Raw genomic sequence first — 20,347 nt, forward strand, 5'->3', positions numbered from 1 at the left:
ATATGAATATTCTTGTTACGGGTGGCGCAGGCTTCATTGGTTCTGCAGTGTGCCGTCATCTGGCGTCAGATCCCAAGGTCAATGTCGTCAATCTTGACAAGCTGACCTATGCAGGCAATCTGGCCTCCCTTCGTCAGATCGAAAACCATCCGAATTACAGCTTTCTTCAGGCTGACATCTGCGATGATACCGGTGTTCTGGAAGCCTTGCGCGCCAATGAAATCGACGTCGTCATGCATTTGGCTGCGGAAAGCCACGTTGACCGTTCCATCGACGGTCCGGGCGCATTCATCGAAACGAATATTGTGGGAACGTTCCGCCTGCTCAATGCTGCACTCGCCTATTGGCGGGAACTGCCTGAGCCGCGCAAGTCGGCTTTCCGGTTTCATCATATTTCGACGGATGAAGTGTTTGGCGATCTGCCGTTCGACAGCGGCATTTTCACGGAAGAAACTCCGTATCAGCCGTCGTCGCCTTATTCGGCTTCGAAAGCTGCGTCCGATCATCTGGTGCGCGCATGGCATGAAACCTATGGCCTGCCGGTCGTTCTGACCAATTGCTCGAACAATTATGGGCCGTTCCATTTCCCCGAAAAGCTGATCCCGCTTGTTATTCTCAACGCGCTCGATGAAAAGCCGCTGCCGGTTTATGGCGCAGGGGCGAATGTGCGTGACTGGCTCTATGTCGAGGACCACGCCCGTGCTCTGGCACTGGTCGCAACCACAGGCAAGCTGGGTGAAAGCTACAATATTGGTGGGCGCGCAGAACGTACCAATCTGAATGTGGTCGAAACGATCTGCGCTATTCTCGACAAGAAGCGGCCTCGCGCAAACGGCAAGAGCTATGCTGACCTCATCACCTTCGTGACGGATCGTCCGGGTCATGACCGTCGTTATGCGATCGATGCCTCAAAGATCGAGCGTGAGCTGGGCTGGAAACCACAGGAAACTTTCGAGACCGGTTTGGAGAAAACCATTCAGTGGTATCTCGACAATGGCTGGTGGTGGGAGCCGATCCGCAGCGGCACCTATGCGGGTGAGCGTCTTGGCAGCACGCCTGCCAAAGAGGTCAAGGCATGAAAATCCTGGTAACCGGGCGGGAAGGGCAGGTTGTCCAGAGCCTTCTTGAGAAGGCTTCTCAACGTCCGGATCTGCAAGTGATCGCGCTGGGCCGTCCGGAACTGGATCTGGCAAAGCCGGAAACTGTGCATAGGGCTATTGCCGCGATCAAGCCCGACCTCGTCGTTTCCGCTGCGGCCTATACGGCAGTGGATCTGGCTGAAGATGAGCGCGAACTGGCCTTCGCAGTGAATGCAACGGGAGCCGAAGCGGTTGCCGAAGCAGCAAAGGCTTGCGGTGTTCCCATCATCCAACTGTCGACGGATTATGTTTTTGCGGGTGATGCCGGAGAACCCTATGTCGAAGCGGATAAAACCGGACCTCGGAGCGTTTATGGAAGCTCCAAGCTTGAAGGCGAGCGTCTCGTTGTGCAAGCCAATCCACGGCACATCATTTTGCGGACGGCATGGGTCTACAGCCCCTTCGGCAAGAATTTCGTCAAGACGATGCTGAAGCTGGCAGAAACCCGCGATACTCTCTCGGTCGTCTCTGACCAGAAGGGCAATCCGACCAGCGCGCTTGATATTGCTGACGCGATTATTCAGGTGGCGGATCATCTGGCGGTAACGCCGGACTTCTCCGCTTATGGTGTTTATCATCTGGTTGGTACAGGTGACACGAACTGGAGCGGTTTCGCGCGCGCGATCTTTGACGAGAGTGCGAGGCTTGGTGGACCGACTGCGACTGTTACGGATATCGCGACAGCCGATTATCCAACCAAGGCCGCACGGCCTGCCAATTCGCGCCTGTCGACTGCCAAATTCCAGAAGGTGTTCAATTGGTCTGCACCGCATTGGCAATCGTCATTGCGGGATGTCGTGACCAGACTCGTATAGCATTCTGGCAAGCAAACTTTTTAACGCGGCATCGTTCAGTGATCGGTGTCGCGTTTTTCGTTTCGGGTGGCAATAGTTCCCGCCAACGGGCACAAAACAGTAATTGTTAACGCAGACGACGTTAAGGATTTGAAATTGCCTGCATATACGGATTATCACCAGCAATAAGGTGCATATGATTGCACCATTGTGGGGATGATAGTTTTCATGTTCACATTATAAGATGACAAAACTTTTGAGCCGGGGGCGCTCGCAGGGGCGGTCTCTTCGACATTGGAAAAGATCTGGCGGAAAGCATGAGCGGCACATCGCTTAAATTTGGCACAAGCGGTCTTAGGGGACTGGCGGACGAACTGAATGGTTTGCCCGCTTATGCCTATTCCCTTGCTTTCGTCGGAATGTTGTCGGAAGCCAGAAAGCTGCAGAAGGGCGCCAGGGTCTTCGTCGGTCGCGATCTTCGCCCGTCCAGTCCGGCTATTGCAGCACTCTGCATGGCAGCAATCGAAGATGCCGGATTCCAGCCAGTGGACTGTGGCGTTCTGCCGACCCCGGCACTGAGCTATTATGCGATCGCTCAGCAAGCGCCGAGCATCATGGTCACTGGCAGCCATATCCCGGACGATCGCAACGGGCTCAAATTCTATCGCGGCGACGGAGAAATCGACAAAAACGACGAGGGTGCAATCAGTGCCGTCTATGCCGCTCTGCCTGAAAACCTTGCCTTTCGTCATCTGCATAATGCGCCCCATAGTGATGATGCGACCGACAGCTATGTGAAGCGCTATGTCGGTTTCCTAGGGCTTGAGAGCCTTCAGGGGTTGCGGGTTGGTGTCTATCAGCACTCGTCTGTCGCACGCGATCTCATTGTCCGCATCCTGACCGAGCTTGGCGCCGAAGCGATGCCGCTCGGTCGATCCGATGTGTTCGTGCCAGTCGATACAGAAGCCCTTCGTTTGGAAGACATCGAGCTTCTCGACCAGTGGGCGAAGGAAAGCCGCTTCGACGCTATCGTTTCTACCGATGGGGATGCCGACCGTCCGTTGATCGCGGACGAGAAAGGGCGTTTCGTTCGGGGCGATCTGGTGGGGGCGATTACCGCGAGCTGGCTTGGCATCAAAACGATCGTAACGCCGGTTACATCCAATTCTGCTCTCGAGGAGCGTTTTGATCGCGTCATCAGAACCCGTGTGGGTTCGCCCTATGTCATTGAAGGTATGACGCAGGCCATCGCCAAGGATACGCAGGCAGTGGTCGGCTTTGAGGCCAATGGCGGTGTGTTGCTCGGTACGGATATCAGTCGCGGCGATCGTAAGTTGACTGCCTTGCCGACCCGCGATGCATTGCTGCCAATTCTTGGCTGCCTTGGCTCCATCAAGGAGCTTGGCAAGCCATTGTCTGAAATCGCAGCTGGCTTCCATTTCCGTTTTGCGCTGAGCGACAGGTTACAGAACGTCCCGCAGGAAAAGAGCCTCGCTTTTTTGTCCTTGCTGAAGAACGAGGCGACACGAAGTGCACTGTTTCAAATGGACGATCCGATTGTTCGTTCCGAGACGATTGACGGCGTGAAACTCTTCTTTCATTCAGGCAACGCAATCCATTATCGCGCTTCCGGTAACGCGCCGGAACTGCGATGCTATGTGGAAGCTTCAGATGAGAACCAGGCAGCGAAGCTTCTGGAAACGGGACTTGCCATCGCCCGCAACGCAACGAAGGACAACTGAGCAATGAGCTTTATTCCTGTCATTATCAGCGGCGGTTCAGGTTCCAGATTGTGGCCGCTTTCGCGCGATGCGCATCCGAAGCCATTCATCGAGCTGCCCGATGGCAGCACCCTGATCGGCAAAACCTACAAGCGCGCGGCTCAACTCGACGGTGTGGACCATATCCTCACCGTGACCAATCGCGATTTCCTGTTCCTGACGCTTGATGCCTATGCAGACGCGAAGGCGCCCAAGGTTGACAACGTGTTTCTGCTGGAGCCGCTCGGACGCGATACAGCACCCGCTGTTGCCGTCGCCGCGCTCCATGCCGCAGCGACTTACGGCCCGGACGCGACATTGCTTGTCATGCCCGCCGATCACCTGATCGAGGATGAGGCTGCTTTTGCCGAGGCTGTGTCAAAGGCACGGCAGCTTGCTGAAACCGGTCGTATCGTCACATTCGGTATTGTGCCCGATCATCCGGAAACCGGCTTCGGCTATATTGAAGCTGAAGGCACGGACGTGCTGCGCTTTGTCGAAAAACCTGATGTCGAGACCGCGCAGGCCTATGTCGAAAGCGGCCGTTACTTCTGGAATTCTGGCATGTTCTGCTTCACGGCTGGAACCATGCTGGCAGCGATGCAGCATTTTGCGCCGGAAATCTTCAATGCCGTGCAGGCTTCGCTCGAACATGCCCGGCGCGGCGTCAACGGTGAGACCAAGACCGTCGAGATTGCAAAGGACGATTTTGCGGCGGCTCCTGCTATTTCCATCGATTACGCGATCATGGAAAAGGCCGAAAACATTGCCTGCATTCCGGTGTCCTGCGGCTGGTCTGATATCGGTTCCTGGGCAGCGATGGCCGATCTCATCGCGCCGGACGATGAGGGTAATCGTCTGCGTGGCGAAACGGTTATAGAGGACACAACCGACAGCTTTGTCTTGTCCGAAACCCGGCTGGTCAGCCTTGTCGGTGTTCATGATCTGCTTGTCGTGGACACGCCTGATGCGCTGCTTGTCGCCCATCGCGACAAGGCGCAGGAAGTGCGCAAGGTCTTCAACAAGCTGCGGGCAAACGGCCATGAAGCAGCCAAGCTCCACCGCACGGCCCATCGCCCATGGGGCACCTATACGGTTCTCGAAGAAGGTGATGGCTTCAAGATCAAGCGGATCGAGGTGAAGCCCGGACGTCGCTTGAGCCTTCAGGCACATCATCATCGTTCCGAACACTGGATCGTCGTTTCCGGAACGGCGAAGGTCACCAATGGCGATCGCGAGATTCTGCTCACGACCAATCAGTCGACCTATATCCCTTGCGGCTTCCGCCACCGGCTGGAAAATCCGGGCATTCTGCCGCTCGTTCTCATCGAGGTGCAAAGCGGAGAATATCTGGGTGAAGACGATATCGTGCGTTTCGATGATGTCTACGGGCGCACATAGGGCCGTCTGACCGGTATGAAATAGGAGCGGGCTGAACTAATTCGGGAACCATTCGCCGTCGCGGATGTTTGCCTTAACATGCCCAGCAAGGAACAGGACCCGGCTACCGATCTGATCGGTATGCCGGTCATCGACTTTCAAAAACACGCCCTTTTCTTCGATGTGGACGGAACCCTGCTCGATATTGCGGCCGATCCTGACGGCGTTATCGTTCCAGTTGGTCTGCAAAAATCGCTTTCGATCATTTCCGAGCGGCTGTCCGGCGCAATGGCGCTGGTCACGGGGCGGGCAATTGCGTTCATCGAAGAACGCTTTCCCGATTATCGCGGCCCCATAGCCGCGTTGCATGGTGCAGAGTTCCGGCATGCATCCGGGTTGGTTGAGCTGATCGAGCCGGACGAACACTTTCTGATTTCCAAGGATTTTCTACGGCAGGCTGCTCTTCGCGTTAGCGGCTTTTTCGCCGAAGACAAGGGGAGTGCGGTTGCCCTTCACTATCGAGCCGCGCCAGAAAAAGCCGATCTGGCGCACGATCTCGTCGGGAAGGCGCAGAAGCTCGCCGGGCCAGATTGGGTCGTGCAATCGGGCAAGATGGTTTTCGAGCTGCGTCCGGCAATCAGCGACAAGGGCGCGGCCTTGCGTCGTTTCATGGAAGAAGAGCCATTTGCGGGGAGGGCACCGGTCGCATTCGGCGACGACCTGACAGATTTATCAATGCTTGTCGCTGCAGAGGATCTTGGCGGTATATCCGCCGTGATCGGTCGTGCAATCGACCGTTCGGGCGCTGCAAGATTCGCAAATCCTGAAGAGCTGCGACAGTGGCTGCTCGGTATCGCGGGCGAACATAATACTGAAAGGACTTGATGTATGGGACGGCTGATCGTGGTCTCCAATCGTGTGCCTGTGCCTGATGATAAGGGCAAGGCGCCTGCAGGCGGGCTGGCAGTGGCATTGCAGGCCGCGCTCAGCGAACGCGGTGGCATATGGCTGGGCTGGTCCGGCAAGACCCTTCCCAATCGCCAGACTCAGGAACTGGCGATCCGTGATGTGGGGGCCATTCGCTACGCACTGCTCGATCTCCACAAGAAGGATATCGATGAATATTATGCGGGCTTCGCCAACCGCATGCTCTGGCCGCTCTGTCACTATCGCCTTGATTTGATCGATTACACGCGCAAGGACATGGCGGGATATTTCCGGGTCAATCGCCTGTTTGCAAAGCATCTTCTGCCGATGATCGAGCCAGAGGATGTGATCTGGATTCATGATTATCATCTCATTCCGCTGGCCGCCGAACTGCGCAATCTCGGTGTCACCAACCGCATCGGCTTCTTCCTGCATATTCCCTGGCCACCCGCCGATATCCTGTTCACGCTCCCCGTGCATGAAACCATCATGCGTGGCCTTGCTTCCTATGATGTGGTGGGCTTCCAGACCGAGAACGACGTCGATAATTTCATCGGCTGCCTGCGGCGGGAGAAAATCGGCAAGCCTCTGGATGATGACGGGTTGTTCGAGGCTTTCGGACATCAGTTCCGTGCCGAGCGCTTCGGCATCGGTATCGAGACAGCCGCGTTCGCCGAGATAGCCGACAAGGCGCAACGCCACCCGACGGTAAAGCGCATGCGCGATAGCATGCTGGACCGCGATCTTATCATCGGTGTCGATCGGCTGGATTATTCCAAAGGCATCACCAACCGAATGGAAGCTTTCGAACATTTCCTGAAGGTCGATGCGGGCAATCGCGGCAAGGTCACGTTCCTGCAGGTCACGCCGAAATCCCGTTCCGAGGTGCCGGAGTACAAGGACATGCAACGCGCGGTGGCCGAACTTGCCGGGCGGGTGAACGGCGCGAACGCAACCGTCGACTGGACGCCGATCCGCTACATCAATCGCTCGCTCAATCGCGAGGTGCTGGCAGGGCTTTATCGGCTGGCCGCCGTCGGGCTGGTTACGCCGTTGCGTGACGGCATGAACCTTGTTGCAAAGGAATACGTTGCCGCACAGGATCCTGAAAATCCCGGTGTGCTTGTCCTGTCCCGCTTTGCAGGCGCAGCGCAGGAACTGGACGGCGCGCTTCTGGTCAATCCCTATGATACCGAGGCCATGGCCTATGCGATGTCGCGTGCGCTAGCCATGCCGCTAGAGGAGCGCAAGGAGCGGTTTGAAAGCATGATGGCTTTTCTGACCACGCATGACGTCAACCGTTGGTGTGACGACTTTCTCAGCCGCCTTTCACCCAACAGCTGATCGGCTTTTCACGGTTTGACAATACCGCGTTTGGCCGCTTCCTCCGATAGATGGGTCGTATAGTCGAAATTGGTTGTATCTGAAGACAACAGCCGCGCATCAGTTTCGCGAGCTTCCCGTGGCGATATGCCGTAACGGACCTTGAATGCCTTGGTAAACTGCGTGCCATCATGAAAGCCGCAGCGATAGGCGATTTCCTTGAATGACACATGCCGTCCGCGTTCATCGATGAGAATGCGATAGGCATGATCCAGCCGCTTGTCGCGGATAATCTTGGCAATGCCACCATCCATATCGAACGCCCGGTAAAGACCCGAACGGGATATGCGAAGGTTCTGGACGATAAGGTGTGGTCCGAGCAACGGATCGGACAGATTGTCATCGATATAGGCAAGGATGCGTTTGCGCATGGGCAGATTGATTGGAAGGCTTTCGATCGCGCCGCCTTCCGCGCCATTCATGCCCGCGCCGAGCAGCGTCAGCATTGCATCCTGCGCCGATTGTGCTTCGGCCCTGTCCAGTTCGCCGCTCAACGATTGGAGGCTTTGGAGATAGGTGAAAAACAGGCGCGTCATAGGAGCGTCTCCAGGCATGACGAGGCCATGCAAGTTGCGCCAGCCGACGACCTTCTCCAACTCTTCGCGCGGAATCATCACCGTGATGCGTGAGCCACTGGACGCCCGGCTCTCGACCGTTTGGGTCAGGTCGATAACAACGACATCGCCCTTCTTTGCGACGACCTCAACGCCGTTGAAATCGCCTATCAGATCACCACCGGTGATAAGTTGCAGGACATATTGGTTCAGGCCACCCTGAGCGATGAGTTTTGGTGCGCGTTTGTAGTTCTGGCTGTTGAACGAAGTCGCTCCAATCTGAATCGATCCGAGAGAACGCGCGACAACCGATCCAGAGAACTGATAGTTTCCGTTCTCGTCCGTAATTTCATACATCGGTTTGAGCACAGCTCGCCAAAATTCATTGCGAAGCTTGTCCTCTATCATGTCCGTCGAAATTGAAGTCTCTATAACGGTAATCCCCCCACCAAATAACGGGCTTCAAAAGTAGAATTTTCTCGGGCTATATGATCGAGGAGATTTTAATGAAGACGAGCAGATTCAGCGAACCACAAATCCTTGCCATCCTTCGCCAGGCGGAAGGCGGCGTTCCTGTACCCGAGTTATGCCGGGAACATGGAATGAGCACTGCGTCATTCTACAAATGGCGATCCAAATACGGTGGCATGGATGCCTCGATGATCAGTCAGATGAAGGCTCTGGAAGACGAAAACCGTCGCCTGAAGAAGATGTATGCGGAGATGAGCATGCAGGCGGAACTGCTTAAAGAGGCTCTTGGAAAAAAGTGACACGGCCATCTCAACGCCGGGAGATGGCCGGGAAAGCAGTGGCGTTGCGAGGGGTGAGCGTTGCGCTTGCCTGCCGCACCTTCGAGGTCAGCGAGACATGCTATCGTTACAGCGCCAGGCTGAACGACGAGAACGGGCAGATTGCCGATCTCCTGATCGGACTGACGCGGGCAAAGAAGACCTGGGGCTTCGGTCTGTGTTTCCTTTATCTGCGCAATGTCCGGGGGCATCACTGGAACCATAAACGCGTTTACCGCATCTATCGTGAGCTTGAATTGAACCTCAGGATCAAGCCGCGCAAGCGGTTGAAGCGGGACAAGCCCGATGCTCTGACCGTGCCAGATGCGCCGAACATGGTCTGGTCCATGGATTTCATGGCCGACCGGCTGGAGGATGGAAGGCAATTCCGGCTGCTGAACGTCCTGGACGACTTCAACCGCGAAGGTCTGGGCATTGAGGTAGACTTCTCGCTGCCTGCCGAACGCGTCATCCGCAGCCTCAACCAGATCATCGAATGGCGCGGCAAACCATTCGCAATTCGTGTTGATAATGGGCCGGAATACGTCAGTGGCAAACTGATGGAATGGGCTGCCAACCAAGGCATCGCCTTGAGCCATATCCAACCCGGCAAGCCACAACAGAATGCGTATGTTGAGCGCTACAATCGCACCGTTCGGAATGAATGGCTCGACCAATATATCATCGAAAGCATTGAGGAGGCGCAGGAATTTGCCACGCAGTGGCTATGGACCTACAACAACGAACGTCCCAATATGGGCATCGGCGGCGTAACGCCCGCACAGAAACTGAAAATGGCCGCGTGAATTCTACTGACGAGCCCCGTTAAAAACGGGGGGATTACCTAACCATCGCAAAGCGCCCAACCCAATTGAGGTGACTGATAGAGGAGTTGATTATGTATGAAAAATCAACAATATGTTAGTTTCTTGTGACGTTATCGGTTTCTTGCTTCAATAAGTTGATAGATAATTCTTGTTTTGAAGGCATCTTTTTTGATGGGGTATGCTGATATTATTTTATACTGGTTCAATATATTGCATGTTTCTAATATGAGTAAGGTGAAGGTTCAATCTGACCCTCAATGCTGGTTTGCTGGAAAACGGAATGGCTCGGCGTCGATCGTAGCGAAGAACTGACTCCTCGCGTAAGTTTGAGCATGCAGTGCGCGGCTTGTGGTTGAACGCCTCGACAAATTCTCTATCTTTTGGTTGGCAGACTTGAATAGGTCCAATTGAGCTTGTCGGCACGCATCACTCAGGTGTGCGGGGCGGCTCTACAGTCATTCCAAGCATGGCTGGCTCTGGGCCCGTGGCGACGTTGTTTGAAAAGTGTTCCGATATGAGACTGTTTTTTACCGCTTTGGCGCTTGCCCTGGTCAGCTACACGAGTGTGGCAGCTGCCGCAGGGCTGAACGGCAATCTTGGGACGGCGTGCCAGCGCATTCCTGTCCAGGGGACAGGCTCTTCGGATACAGTGACGAGACCGTCCTGGGCAATGCCCTTATGGAATTCACCGTCAGTTCCCGCCAGTCAACGGTCACAGCGTGCTATTGTTTATCCGCAGGCGGTGCCGTCGCCGCAGCTTTATCGCTATGACTGCACGCCGACGCCCGCAGAACCGAATGCTGTTCCGCGGGCCGATTTCAGCGGTCAGTAAGGGCTGTCGACTTTACCCATCTCGACATAGACGGTCTTGATCTGGCTGTAATGAGCCAGCGCGGCAATACCGTTCTCCCGCCCGATGCCGGATTGCTTGTAACCGCCGAAGGGGACTTCTACCGGCGTCAGGTTATAAGCATTGATCCAGCACGTACCGGCCTTGATCTGGCCGATCACGCGATGGCCGCGTGCAATGTCGGCGGTGAACACACCTGCCGCCAGACCGAACTCGGTATCGTTGGCGCGTGCGATCACTTCGTCTTCGTCGGAGAACTCCAGAACGCTCATCACCGGTCCGAAGATTTCCTCGCGAGCGATGGTCATGTCGTCGGTCACATCCGTGAAGACGGTAGGCTCGATGAAGAAGCCCTTGTCGAAGCCCTGCAGTTTCGGCACCCCGCCGCCGCAGGCAAGCTTCGCGCCTTCTGCCTTGCCCTTTTCGATATAGGACAGAACCTTGTCGCGCTGGGCTCCATTGACGAGCGGCCCCATCTGGGTCGCCTCATCCAGCGGATCGCCGATGCGGATCTTGCGTGTACGTTCGACCAGTCGTTCGACAAAGCGTTCGCGCACCTTCTTGTGAACGAAGACGCGGGTGCCGTTCGAGCAGACCTGCCCGGTCGAATAGAAGTTACCGAGCATCGCGCCGCCGATAGCGCTTTCAAGGTCGGCGTCATCGAACACGATGATCGGCGACTTGCCACCAAGCTCCATGGTGACGTGCTTCAGGTGTTCGCCCGCCTGCGCCATGATGCGCTGACCTGTCGGCACAGAACCTGTCAGTGAAACCTTGGCGGTCATGCGATGATTGACGAGTGCAGCCCCGACGTCGCCGAAACCTTGCACGACGTTGAACAAGCCGTCTGGGAGGCCAGCTTCCTTATAGGCTTCTGCCAATGCAAGCGCTGAAAGCGGCGTGTTTTCGGACGGCTTGAAGATGAAGGCATTCCCCATCGCGAGTGCAGGCGCGGATTTCCACGCGGCGATCTGGATTGGATAGTTCCATGCGCCGATACCGACGCAGATGCCGAGCGCTTCGCGGCGCGTATAGGCGAACGAACCACCAAGCTCCACGAACTCGCCGTTGAAGCCTGAAATGATGCCGCCGAAAAATTCCAGTGCATCCGCCGCCGAAGCTGCATCCGCCACCAGTGTTTCCTGAAGCGCCTTGCCGGTATCGAGCGTTTCGAGCTTCGACAGCTTCTTGTTCTTCTCGCGCAGGATTTCTGCAGTGCGGCGCAGGATGCGTCCGCGTTCGACGGGCTTAAGCGCAGCCCATTCGCCTTGCGCTTTCAGCGCTGCTGCATAAGCCGCCTCGATTACATCGGGTGTCGCCGAATAGAGCTTGGCAATTTCCTCACCGGTTGCCGGATAGATGACCGGCAACGGCTTGCCCGCCTTGTCTTCCATGAATGTGCCGCCGATGAAATGCGAGGCTTTGGGTTGTGCTTTCATTGTTATCCCTTAAATTTTATCAGCGGTCGGAAACTTGCCAGCGCGGATTGATCCAAGGCTCCTGATTGGAGCGCGCCAGCGGCGTACGGCCGAGAATATGATCGGAAGCCTTTTCGCCGACCATGATCGACGGGCCGTTGAGATTACCGTTGGTGATGCGCGGGAAGATGGATGAATCCGCAACCCGCAATCCTTCAACGCCAATCACTCGGCATTCTGGATCAACCACTGCCATTGGATCGTCAACTGATCCCATTTTACAAGTTCCGCAAGGGTGGAATGCACTTTCCACATGCTCGCGAATGAAATTGTCGATCTCGTCATCAGACTGCACATTCGCGCCAGGCTGGATTTCCGCGCCACGATAAGCATCAAATGCGGCCTGTCCGAAGATTTCACGGGTCAGTCGCACACAATGGCGGAAGTCGGCCCAGTCGTCTTCATGCGACATATAATTGAACTTGATGACAGGCTTTTCACGTGGATTGGCCGAGCGAAGCGTCACGCTGCCACGCGATTTCGACCGCATCGGGCCGACATGGGCTTGAAAGCCGTGCGACTGCGCTGCCGCCTTGCCGTCATAGCGGATGGCGACCGGTAGGAAGTGATACTGGATATCTGGATATTCCACACCAGCTTTCGAGCGCAGGAATGCTGCGGATTCGAAATGGTTGGTGGCACCGTCGCCGGTCTTGAAGAACAGCCATTCCGCACCGATCTTCGCTTTCGAAAACAGGTTCAGTTTGGAGTAGAGCGTGATTGGCTGTGTGCATTCCTGCTGGATATAGACTTCCAGATGGTCCTGCAGGTTCTGGCCTACGCCGGGGCGATCGGCGACCACTTCAATTCCGTGTTCTTTCAGTTGTGCGGCAGGGCCAATGCCAGAGAGCATCAGGAGCTTCGGCGAATTGATCGACGAGGCGGCAATGATGACTTCACGCCGCGCGCGGATGGTCGAAAAACTGCGGCCCGCCTCGATTTCCACGCCGACGGCACGCTTGCCTTCCAGCACGATCTTGCGTGCAAGGCCCTTGACCAGCTTGACATTCGGGCGCTTGAGAGCCGGTTTCAGATAAGCATTGGCGGCAGACCAGCGACGACCGTTGTGGATCGTCTGCTCCATCGGGCCGAAGCCTTCCTGCTTCTCGCCATTATAGTCTTCGGTGACTTCAAAGCCCGCTTCGTGGCCAGCCTCTACAAAGGCATGGAACAGCGGATTGTCGCGTTTGCCGCGCTGGATATAAAGCGGGCCATTGGTGCCGCGCCAGCCTTCCTGGCCACCGCTCGAATTTTCCATCCGCTTGAAATAGGGGAGAACATCGGCATAGGCCCAGCCGCGCGCACCGCTTTCCGACCAGTGGTCGTAGTCGCGGGCATGGCCGCGCACATAGACCATGCCATTGATGGAGGATGAGCCGCCCAGCACCTTGCCGCGTGGCGTCACAAGGCTGCGTCCGCCAATATGCGGTTCCGGTTCTGTAGAAAAGCCCCAGTCATAGGTTTCCATATTCATGGGGAAGGAGAGGGCAGCCGGCATCTGGATCAGCGGGCCAACGTCCGGAACGCCATATTCGATGACGATCACCGAATAGCGACCGTCTTCCGACAGGCGATAGGCCATGGCCGATCCGGCGGAGCCGGAGCCGATGATGACGAAATCCGCTTCCATACTCATTTCTCCCCCATAAGCTGAACAGCGATGTAATCTTCCACCAGCGCAATGGCTGAGGCGGCATTGGGCGCATCGGCGCCAAGTGCGTGACGAATGTAGAGGCCGTCGATCATGGCACCTGCACCCTCGGCAATGCGGCTGGCCCGCTCGCGCGATGTCAGCTGTTCAAGCGCGAAAACGAGGTTCGAATGCAGGCGGCGTGCATAGATGCGCAGGAGCCGGCGCGTATCCTCCGACTGCTGCGCATGCACATAGAAGGTAAGCCAGGCGGCAATGGTTTCCTGGGTGAACTGTGATGCGGAAAAATTGACCGCAATGATGGCTGCGATACGTTCCTGCGGTGTCTCGGTCCGTCCGATGGCGGCGTTGAGGTCCTGTCCCAGTTCGCGCAGCAGATGGCGCATCGTGGCGAGAATGAGCTTGTCCTTGCCGCCGAAATAATGATGCGCGAGCGCAGGCGAAACGCCCGCCTCATGCGCGATCTGCGCGACGGTCACGTCCAGCGAACCACGCTGGCCGATAGTACGAATGGCGGCATCGATTAGTTCGCGCCGCCGCAAGGGCTCCATCCCGATCTTGGGCATAATCTTGGTCCGTTCTCAGGCTAACGAGCGGTCAGTTTAACGTTGATTGACTCATCAATCAATAAAAACCAGATATGCAAATCATGCATTTACCGGCGCAGCAGCGGGCGGCTTGCATGACGGGGAGGCTTGTCGGGGATGTACCGACTGCTTACATTCAACTGATGAGCAGAGCTTTCACCAAAGAACAGGACGATGCGCCGACCGACCTCGGCGAGCGTCCGGTCAGCCCGCATCGCAATCTCGTCACGCCAGCTGGCCTGAAGATGATCGAGGATGAAATCGCACGGCTGCAGCGCGAGCTGGCGGATGCCAATGTGGCGGGCGAGCGTTCGGCGATTGCGCGTATCTCGCGCGATCTGCGCTACTGGACCGCGCGGCGCGAAAACGCCGAGCTTTCGGTTCCCGCTCCCGACAGTGATGTCGTGCGTTTCGGCATGACGGTGGAACTGGAAAATCTGAACGACGGCAAGGTTCGCCGCTGGACCATCGTGGGCGAGGATGAGGCCGACCCATCAAACGGCAAGATTTCCCATGTGGCACCCGTCGCCATCCTGCTGTTTGGTAAACCGGTTGGCGATGTCGTGAAAATCAATAATGTCGAATGGGAAATCGTGTCGCTGAAGGTTGTTTAATCTTCTTCTATCGCGACGGTATGGTCACGGAAAAACGCTGCTGCGCCGGTTTCATCGATTTCACTCGTCGAAACCATCAGGACGAGCTGGATAATGTCTTCCTGTCCGGCTTCAAGACTGAAGCCGTTGAAATAAAGAAACAAGTCAGCGGCAGCCAGTCCAGTTCTCTTGTTGCCGTCCACGAAAGGGTGGTTCTTCAGCACACCGAACAGATAGGCCGCCGCCAGATCGAAGATATCCGGATCGCCATAGGCTTCCTTTTGCAACGGACGCGCAAGCGCTGAATCAAGCAAACCGGAATCGCGAATACCCGCTGCACCACCATGCAGACGCAACTGCTCCTGATGCAGCGCTTCTATGAAAGTCCGTGAATGAAAGTCGATCATTGAGCGAGCACGCGATAAGCGGTCTCATATTTTTTCATCCGCTCGCGGGCAATCTTCATTTTCTTCTCGAAGACTTCTGGATCTTCCGTGCTCCTGGTCAGTCTCAGCCCATCCTTGTCTGCGGTCAGGACCAGAGTGTCGCCAGTTTGCACGTTCAACTGCTCCAGCATTTCCTTTGGGATGATCACTCCGTCGGAATTGCCGATCTTGCGCAGGGTTACGTTCATGGCTGTTCTCCTATGTTATAACGCATGATATAACATGGTACGTTTCTCTCGTCACTACAAGTTACAGCCAGCCCTTTCGGCGGAAATAATAGAGAGGCAGCAGAGCGGAAGCGACCATCAGGCCCAGCGCCATCGGATAACCCCATGGCGATTGCAGCTCCGGCATGAAGGAAAAGTTCATGCCATAGATGGAAGCCACCAGTGTTGGTGGCATGAAACCGACCGCTGCCACAGAGAAAATCTTGATGATGGCGTTCTGTTCTACCGAAATCAGACCAACGATCGTATCCAGCAGGAACGTGACCTTGTTGGACAGAAAATCCACATAGGCGGTCAGGGATTGCGTGTCGCGTTCCAGCGACTTGATCCAGCTGCGCGTTTCCTTCTTGCCGGCTGCGGGATTGTTGATGGCCGACAGATAGACCAGCATGCGGCTGATACCCGCCAGACTTTCGCGCATTCGCGAGAGGAAGGTTCCCTGTCCACCGATCTGGGTCAGTATGTGCCGGAAATCCTCCGTCGTCATCGGGCGGGCTTTCGGTTGACGGCGATAGATGGAATGCGAAGCTGCATCGATCTTGCCCGCGACACCTTCCAGAATATCGGCGAGGCGGTTCGTCGTGGCTTCGGTAATGCCAAGCATGATCGACAGGCCCGAGCATTTGGGTGATATCAACCCGTTGCCCGGTTTGGTGGAGCGCAGGATATAGGTGCTGAACGATTTCGGGTTGGCGTAACGAACAGTGATCAGCCGCGAACCATGCAGGATGAAGGTGACGGGCGCCAGCTCGCGATGGTCGAGATCGACCGCGTGCAGGATCGGCACCGTGAGATATTGCGCGCCGGTTTCCATGTAGAATCGGCTCGATTCCTCGATTTCCGTCATGTCTTCGCGGGTCGGGATTGAAATGCCCATCCAAGCCTCGACGATACTGTCTTCATTGACGCCAGGAGCAAACAGGTCGATCCAGATAACATTTTCGGGCAGCGGAGTGCCGGGCTCGACTTCCACTTGTTCGAGGTGGTCTCCGGAAAGGCTGTAAAGTGTGATCATACTGGCACCTGAAGTCTGGCCCGAAATCTCGAGCGGCTGGATTATGGGGCACTGTGCGCGAAAATTGTTAACGGAATGCGGCAGTGGTTTCCAGCCCGCAATCAGCTTTCTTCATGACGGTTGACAGCTCCATTACATAGGTCTAATTCATCAAGTCATCAGATGACTTTGGTGAAGATATGAAGGCGATATCCCGCAAGACTTTGACGGATTCGGCTACGCAGGCATTGCGAGGCGAAATCACGTCGGGACGCTGGTCGATAGGCGACCAGTTGCCAAATGAAGCCGCGCTTTCTGCAACGCTCAATGTCAGCCGCGGTACGGTACGGGAAGCCGTGCGTGCGCTGGTGGCACAGGGAATGCTGGAAACCCGGCAGGGTTCGGGAACCTATGTCCGTTCCACTGCCGACACGGCACGCAGCCTCGACCGCATCCGCCATACCAGCCTGCGCGACCGCTTTGAGACCCGGGCAGTTCTCGAAACGGAAGCCGCACGTCTGGCCGCCTTACGCATCAAGCCGAAGGGGATTGTGCATCTGGAGAAAATGCTGGCACAGCGCGGCAATCGCGATGAACTCGACCGGGCAACTTTCGTGGCCCGAGACTTTGCCTTTCATGAGGCCATCGTCGCTGCCTCGGGCAACAGCGCACTGATTGAGGTCTATGCTTTTTTCTCCGCCTCCATCCGCGAATCCATAGAAGCTACGCTCGACGGCGAACTGCCCGAGCCAAACCATGAGGCGCACCGCCAGATCGTCGAAGCCATCGCTTCGGGAGATCCTGACCAGGCCGGTGCAACGGTTCGCCGCTTCATGGCGCCCCTGATTGAAGAACTTGAAAGGTTGCTGGCATCATGAGCCACACGAACACAGGCCTGTCGGAAGCGGCAGAAGGCGAGGCGATATTTCAGCCCGAGGCGCTGGTCGACGCTGAGGCGGACAGCGTTCCGCCGCCGCCAGTCCAGCAACCGCCAAGCAAGGCGATGCGCATTTTGCTGGGTCTGAGCCTCGTGCTGATCGCCGCCAATCTGCGACCGGTATTTTCCAGCGTTTCCGTGCTTTTGCCGGAAATCATCGATGCCACCGGCATGTCATCCGTAGCAGCCGGTATATTGACCACCCTGCCAGTCGTCTGTCTCGGTGTTTTCGCGCCATTCGCACCACGGCTGGCGCAGCGTTTCGGCGCTGAACGTGTTCTGCTTTTCGTGCTGGTCGTGCTGACTGTCGGCACCGCCATTCGCGGCTTCGGTTCGTTCTATTCGCTTTATATTGGCGCAGCATTGGCCGGTGCCGCAATTGCGACGGGCAACGTGCTGCTTCCGGGCGTCGTCAAGCGTGATTTCCCGAAAACTGCGGCCATCATGACCGGCCTTTATACGATGGCGCTATGCGGCGGCGCTGCCTCCGCAGCCGGGTTCACCATTCCCATCAAGGGGATGCTCGGTGGTTCCTGGAACCTTGCCTTGGCTTTCTGGGCTGTTCCGGCGGCAATCGTTCTGCTGTTGTGGCTGCCGCAGGCCATGCGTGCGAAACACAATGTCGCCCATTCGGGTTTCAAGGTGATCGGCTTGTGGAAGGACAAACTGGCATGGCAGGTAACCCTGTTCATGGGCCTGCAATCCTCCACCGCCTACATCGTTTTCGGATGGCTGGCGCCGATCCTGCGCGAACAGGGCCTGAGCCCGGCAGCGGCAGGCGGCCTGGTCTCTTTTTCGATCCTGGCTCAGGTCATCACCTGTCTCGCAGTGCCTTCCATTGCTACCCGCCAGAAGAACCAGAGCCTGCTCAATGTCATTCTCTGCGCTTGTGCGGCCTTGCCGCTGATCGGCTTTCTCTATTTGCCGCTATGGACCTATTGGGGACTGGCGGTCATTCAGGGCATCGGGCAGGGCGGTCTCATCGCCGCCGCCATGATGGTGATCGTGCTGCGGGCGCCGGACTCACACACGGCGGCGCATCTGTCCGGCATGGCGCAGTGCGTCGGCTATACGCTTGCCGCAATCGGCCCGCTCATCGTCGGGCTGATCCACAGCGCAACGGGCAGCTTTACCGCCTGTGGTCTTTTCTTCGCTGTGTTGGGGCTGGGGGCTGCCATCGCCGGATGGGGAGCCGGGCGCGCGCAACATGTGGGTGTGCAGGTAATCAAGGAATAGCAGCAACAAAAAACCCCGGCAAAACCGGGGTTTTTCTTTATTGTTGTATGAAGGATCAGGCCTTTTCGTACAGTTCTTCGACGAATTCCCAATTGATGAGGCTGTCGACAAAGGCTTCGAGGTACTTCGGACGCAGATTGCGATAATCGACATAGTAGGAGTGTTCCCACACGTCGACGCCGAGGATCGGCGTTGCGCCGTGAACCAGCGGGTTTTCGCCATTCGGGGTCTTGGAAATTTCAAGCTTGCCGTCCTTGACCGACAGCCAGGCCCAGCCTGAACCGAACTGGCCGACGCCGGCAGCGATGAAATCCGCACGGAACTTGTCGTAGCCGCCAAGATCGGACTCGATTGCCTTTTCAAGCTTGCCCGGCAGCTTCTTGCCGCCACCGTTCTTCTTCATCCACTTCCAGAACAGGATGTGGTTGTAGTGCTGGCCGGCATTGTTGAAGAGGCCCTGGTTCTTGCCGTAGCTTTCCTTGACGATCTCTTCCAGGCTCTTGCCTTCGAGGCCGGAGCCTTCGAGCAGCTTGTTGCCGTTGGTGACATAGGCCTGATGGTGCTTGTCGTGATGAAGTTCAAGCGTCTCGCGCGACATGAAAGGCGCAAGGGCGTCATAGTCATACGGCAGGGCGGGCAGTTCGAAAGCCATTGGAAACTCTCCTCTTTTCTTTGAGCTTACATGGGCAGCTTGCGGCGGGCCGAGCAGATGCTGCCTCAAAACTTGCGTGCGGAATCTACATAGGCCGCATCGGTGCGGGCGGCAATGGCGTGAATGAGCAATTCAGCTTCAAGACAATGAATTATTATTGAAATCACAGTAGGATGGCGCAATTCTAGATTTTATGCTTCGCGATGCGTGGCGGACCCTCACAGGAGGAAACGGTGTCCCACAGTTCTTATGTCTTCGACGCTTATGGCACATTATTCGATGTCCATTCGGCGGTGCGGCGACATGCAGACAAAGCCGGGCCGGACGGTCGGGCATTTTCCGAACTGTGGCGGGCCAAGCAGCTCGAATATTCCTGGGTGCTCAGCCTGATGGGTGCCTATAGCGATTTCTGGAAACTCACCGAGGAGTCGCTCGATTTCGCATTCGCGCGTTACCCGTCCGTTGATCCCGCACTGCGCAATGATTTGCTCGATGCCTATTGGAAGCTCGATTGCTATCCGGAAGTGCCCGCTGCTCTCAAAAGCCTGAAGGAGAAGGGCGCACGGCTTGCGATCCTTTCCAATGGTTCGCCCGCCATGCTCGAATCCGCAGTGCGTTCGGCAGCGCTCGACGTCCTGCTGGACGACGTGATTTCGGTTGATGAAGTCAGGAAATACAAGACTGCCCCGGCGGTCTATGAGCTCATCACCCTGCAATGGCGGCTTTATCCTTCCGCGATCTCGTTCCAGTCCTCGAACCGCTGGGACGTGGCAGGGGCGGTGCGGTTCGGCATGCGCGGGGTCTGGATCAATCGGACCAACCAGCCCGACGAATATAAACAGTTTGCTCCGGCACTGATTCTGCCAAACCTCCAATTGCTTGATTGAGTAATCACTAAAATTTGAACTTTCCCGGTTTATGGAAAGCAGGCTCCTGCGCCCAAAATTGTGTCGCGGCTGCAACACGAGCCGCGCTGGTGGGCTTTCGCCACGTTTAGGCCGCATTGCGAACGGGCGTACGCCACATTTCTCGGGCGTTTTCCGTGCAACCGAACACCGGAAACAGCCGTTTGAGGCCGTTTCGACAGCTCACCGCGTATCTGCCACAATTGGCCGGGTCGCAATTCGTTAACCCTGAATGTGTA

At 56.5% G+C, this 20,347-nt stretch carries 20 protein-coding genes; 12 read left to right on the top strand and 8 right to left on the bottom strand.

The annotated features are described in order from the left end of the window. Window positions 1-2 precede the first annotated feature (2 nt). The 6 genes from rfbB (at window position 3) to otsA (ending at window position 7,344) form a co-directional block, all read left to right on the top strand. The gene (rfbB, locus tag OHI65_RS12500; RefSeq protein WP_125335176.1) at window positions 3-1,079 is read left to right on the top strand and encodes a dTDP-glucose 4,6-dehydratase; all 1,077 of its coding nucleotides are present in this window, start codon (window positions 3-5) and stop codon (window positions 1,077-1,079) included. Beyond that, window positions 1,076-1,954, top strand: a complete 879-nt coding sequence (gene rfbD, locus OHI65_RS12505) for a dTDP-4-dehydrorhamnose reductase (RefSeq protein ID WP_264358937.1) — start codon at window positions 1,076-1,078, stop codon at window positions 1,952-1,954. The genes rfbB and rfbD overlap by 4 nt, the downstream gene beginning before the upstream one ends. A gap of 296 nt (window positions 1,955-2,250) precedes the next feature. Further along, window positions 2,251-3,675 carry a phosphomannomutase gene (locus tag OHI65_RS12510; protein ID WP_264358938.1) on the top strand — a complete coding sequence of 475 codons (1,425 nt, stop codon included), beginning with the start codon at window positions 2,251-2,253 and terminating at the stop codon, window positions 3,673-3,675. Between the two features lie 3 nt (window positions 3,676-3,678). Further along, window positions 3,679-5,094 carry a mannose-1-phosphate guanylyltransferase/mannose-6-phosphate isomerase gene (locus tag OHI65_RS12515; RefSeq protein ID WP_264358939.1) on the top strand — a complete coding sequence of 472 codons (1,416 nt, stop codon included), beginning with the start codon at window positions 3,679-3,681 and terminating at the stop codon, window positions 5,092-5,094. A 78-nt stretch (window positions 5,095-5,172) separates the two neighbouring features. Further along, window positions 5,173-5,958: a trehalose-phosphatase gene (gene otsB / locus OHI65_RS12520; RefSeq protein WP_264358940.1), complete on the top strand. Its 786-nt coding sequence runs from the start codon at window positions 5,173-5,175 to the stop codon at window positions 5,956-5,958. Window positions 5,959-5,961: 3 nt separating this feature from the next. Beyond that, window positions 5,962-7,344, top strand: a complete 1,383-nt coding sequence (gene otsA, locus OHI65_RS12525) for an alpha,alpha-trehalose-phosphate synthase (UDP-forming) (RefSeq protein WP_264358941.1) — start codon at window positions 5,962-5,964, stop codon at window positions 7,342-7,344. Window positions 7,345-7,352: 8 nt separating this feature from the next. Here otsA and OHI65_RS12530 read toward each other — a convergent pair whose 3' ends face one another. Next, window positions 7,353-8,345, bottom strand: a complete 993-nt coding sequence (locus OHI65_RS12530; RefSeq protein WP_151689805.1) for a helix-turn-helix domain-containing protein — start codon at window positions 8,343-8,345, stop codon at window positions 7,353-7,355. Between the two features lie 98 nt (window positions 8,346-8,443). Between OHI65_RS12530 and OHI65_RS12535 the strand changes: the two genes are divergently transcribed. Then, window positions 8,444-9,531, top strand: a protein-coding gene (locus tag OHI65_RS12535; RefSeq protein ID WP_086000475.1) for an IS3 family transposase whose coding sequence is annotated in 2 segments (ribosomal slippage) — window positions 8,444-8,705 and window positions 8,705-9,531 — 1,089 coding nt in all. Because the reading frame shifts where the segments join, the coding sequence is not laid out codon by codon here. 535 nt (window positions 9,532-10,066) lie between these two features. Next, entirely contained in the window at window positions 10,067-10,384 is a 318-nt protein-coding gene (locus tag OHI65_RS12540) for a hypothetical protein (RefSeq protein ID WP_125335164.1), read from the top strand. Here OHI65_RS12540 and betB read toward each other — a convergent pair. Genes betB through betI form a run of 3 tightly spaced genes read right to left on the bottom strand, consistent with a single transcriptional unit; the run spans window position 10,378 to window position 14,097 of the window. After that, window positions 10,378-11,841 (bottom strand): betaine-aldehyde dehydrogenase, encoded by a 1,464-nt coding sequence (gene betB, locus OHI65_RS12545; RefSeq protein ID WP_264358942.1) that lies wholly within the window; start codon window positions 11,839-11,841, stop codon window positions 10,378-10,380. The two genes, OHI65_RS12540 and betB, sit on opposite strands and share 7 nt — an antisense overlap. 19 nt (window positions 11,842-11,860) lie before the next feature. Beyond that, window positions 11,861-13,510: a choline dehydrogenase gene (gene betA, locus OHI65_RS12550; protein WP_125335231.1), complete on the bottom strand. Its 1,650-nt coding sequence runs from the start codon at window positions 13,508-13,510 to the stop codon at window positions 11,861-11,863. Window positions 13,511-13,512: 2 nt separating this feature from the next. Next, window positions 13,513-14,097 carry a transcriptional regulator BetI gene (gene betI, locus OHI65_RS12555; protein WP_043061636.1) on the bottom strand — a complete coding sequence of 195 codons (585 nt, stop codon included), beginning with the start codon at window positions 14,095-14,097 and terminating at the stop codon, window positions 13,513-13,515. A gap of 164 nt (window positions 14,098-14,261) precedes the next feature. Between betI and OHI65_RS12560 the strand changes: the two genes are divergently transcribed. Next, window positions 14,262-14,732, top strand: coding sequence for a GreA/GreB family elongation factor (locus OHI65_RS12560; protein ID WP_125335229.1), 471 nt, complete (start codon window positions 14,262-14,264; stop codon window positions 14,730-14,732). Here OHI65_RS12560 and OHI65_RS12565 read toward each other — a convergent pair. The 3 genes from OHI65_RS12565 to OHI65_RS12575 form a co-directional block, all read right to left on the bottom strand. Continuing rightward, window positions 14,729-15,118, bottom strand: a complete 390-nt coding sequence (locus OHI65_RS12565; RefSeq protein ID WP_125335160.1) for a type II toxin-antitoxin system death-on-curing family toxin — start codon at window positions 15,116-15,118, stop codon at window positions 14,729-14,731. The genes OHI65_RS12560 and OHI65_RS12565 overlap by 4 nt on opposite strands. Then, window positions 15,115-15,345: an AbrB/MazE/SpoVT family DNA-binding domain-containing protein gene (locus tag OHI65_RS12570; protein ID WP_010661561.1), complete on the bottom strand. Its 231-nt coding sequence runs from the start codon at window positions 15,343-15,345 to the stop codon at window positions 15,115-15,117. The genes OHI65_RS12565 and OHI65_RS12570 overlap by 4 nt, the downstream gene beginning before the upstream one ends. Window positions 15,346-15,406: 61 nt before the next feature. Beyond that, window positions 15,407-16,399: a magnesium transporter CorA family protein gene (locus OHI65_RS12575; protein ID WP_036581183.1), complete on the bottom strand. Its 993-nt coding sequence runs from the start codon at window positions 16,397-16,399 to the stop codon at window positions 15,407-15,409. Window positions 16,400-16,578: 179 nt separating this feature from the next. Between OHI65_RS12575 and OHI65_RS12580 the strand changes: the two genes are divergently transcribed. Further along, a complete protein-coding gene (locus tag OHI65_RS12580; protein ID WP_151689652.1) occupies window positions 16,579-17,256 on the top strand; it encodes a FadR/GntR family transcriptional regulator in 678 nt (225 codons plus the stop codon). Then, complete coding sequence (locus tag OHI65_RS12585; RefSeq protein WP_125335158.1) at window positions 17,253-18,551, top strand: CynX/NimT family MFS transporter; 1,299 nt, start codon at window positions 17,253-17,255, stop codon at window positions 18,549-18,551. Before OHI65_RS12580 ends, OHI65_RS12585 begins: the two co-directional genes overlap by 4 nt. 55 nt (window positions 18,552-18,606) lie before the next feature. Here the strand turns inward: OHI65_RS12585 and OHI65_RS12590 are convergent, their stop codons facing one another. Then, window positions 18,607-19,203 carry a superoxide dismutase gene (locus OHI65_RS12590; RefSeq protein WP_012092469.1) on the bottom strand — a complete coding sequence of 199 codons (597 nt, stop codon included), beginning with the start codon at window positions 19,201-19,203 and terminating at the stop codon, window positions 18,607-18,609. Window positions 19,204-19,436: 233 nt separating this feature from the next. Between OHI65_RS12590 and OHI65_RS12595 the strand changes: the two genes are divergently transcribed. After that, window positions 19,437-20,090 (top strand): haloacid dehalogenase type II, encoded by a 654-nt coding sequence (locus OHI65_RS12595; protein WP_191192389.1) that lies wholly within the window; start codon window positions 19,437-19,439, stop codon window positions 20,088-20,090. Window positions 20,091-20,347: the final 257 nt, after the last annotated feature.

It is taken from the genome of Brucella sp. MAB-22, assembly GCF_025908475.1.
Taxonomy (GTDB): Bacteria; Pseudomonadota; Alphaproteobacteria; order Rhizobiales; family Rhizobiaceae; genus Brucella; species Brucella anthropi.

What these genes read in the sequence shown, in the direction of transcription:
- OHI65_RS12590 (WP_012092469.1), bottom strand. Translation starts at nt 19,203, where the DNA reads ATGGCTTTCGAACTGCCCGCCCTGCCGTATGACTATGACGCCCTTGCG.
- OHI65_RS12580 (WP_151689652.1), top strand. Translation starts at nt 16,579, where the DNA reads ATGAAGGCGATATCCCGCAAGACTTTGACGGATTCGGCTACGCAGGCA.
- OHI65_RS12515 (WP_264358939.1), top strand. Translation starts at nt 3,679, where the DNA reads ATGAGCTTTATTCCTGTCATTATCAGCGGCGGTTCAGGTTCCAGATTG.
- betA (WP_125335231.1), bottom strand. Translation starts at nt 13,510, where the DNA reads ATGGAAGCGGATTTCGTCATCATCGGCTCCGGCTCCGCCGGATCGGCC.
- OHI65_RS12530 (WP_151689805.1), bottom strand. Translation starts at nt 8,345, where the DNA reads ATGATAGAGGACAAGCTTCGCAATGAATTTTGGCGAGCTGTGCTCAAA.
- OHI65_RS12575 (WP_036581183.1), bottom strand. Translation starts at nt 16,399, where the DNA reads ATGATCACACTTTACAGCCTTTCCGGAGACCACCTCGAACAAGTGGAA.
- OHI65_RS12540 (WP_125335164.1), top strand. Translation starts at nt 10,067, where the DNA reads ATGAGACTGTTTTTTACCGCTTTGGCGCTTGCCCTGGTCAGCTACACG.
- OHI65_RS12565 (WP_125335160.1), bottom strand. Translation starts at nt 15,118, where the DNA reads ATGATCGACTTTCATTCACGGACTTTCATAGAAGCGCTGCATCAGGAG.
- otsB (WP_264358940.1), top strand. Translation starts at nt 5,173, where the DNA reads ATGCCCAGCAAGGAACAGGACCCGGCTACCGATCTGATCGGTATGCCG.
- otsA (WP_264358941.1), top strand. Translation starts at nt 5,962, where the DNA reads ATGGGACGGCTGATCGTGGTCTCCAATCGTGTGCCTGTGCCTGATGAT.
- OHI65_RS12560 (WP_125335229.1), top strand. Translation starts at nt 14,262, where the DNA reads ATGAGCAGAGCTTTCACCAAAGAACAGGACGATGCGCCGACCGACCTC.
- OHI65_RS12585 (WP_125335158.1), top strand. Translation starts at nt 17,253, where the DNA reads ATGAGCCACACGAACACAGGCCTGTCGGAAGCGGCAGAAGGCGAGGCG.
- betB (WP_264358942.1), bottom strand. Translation starts at nt 11,841, where the DNA reads ATGAAAGCACAACCCAAAGCCTCGCATTTCATCGGCGGCACATTCATG.
- rfbB (WP_125335176.1), top strand. Translation starts at nt 3, where the DNA reads ATGAATATTCTTGTTACGGGTGGCGCAGGCTTCATTGGTTCTGCAGTG.
- betI (WP_043061636.1), bottom strand. Translation starts at nt 14,097, where the DNA reads ATGCCCAAGATCGGGATGGAGCCCTTGCGGCGGCGCGAACTAATCGAT.
- OHI65_RS12570 (WP_010661561.1), bottom strand. Translation starts at nt 15,345, where the DNA reads ATGAACGTAACCCTGCGCAAGATCGGCAATTCCGACGGAGTGATCATC.
- rfbD (WP_264358937.1), top strand. Translation starts at nt 1,076, where the DNA reads ATGAAAATCCTGGTAACCGGGCGGGAAGGGCAGGTTGTCCAGAGCCTT.
- OHI65_RS12510 (WP_264358938.1), top strand. Translation starts at nt 2,251, where the DNA reads ATGAGCGGCACATCGCTTAAATTTGGCACAAGCGGTCTTAGGGGACTG.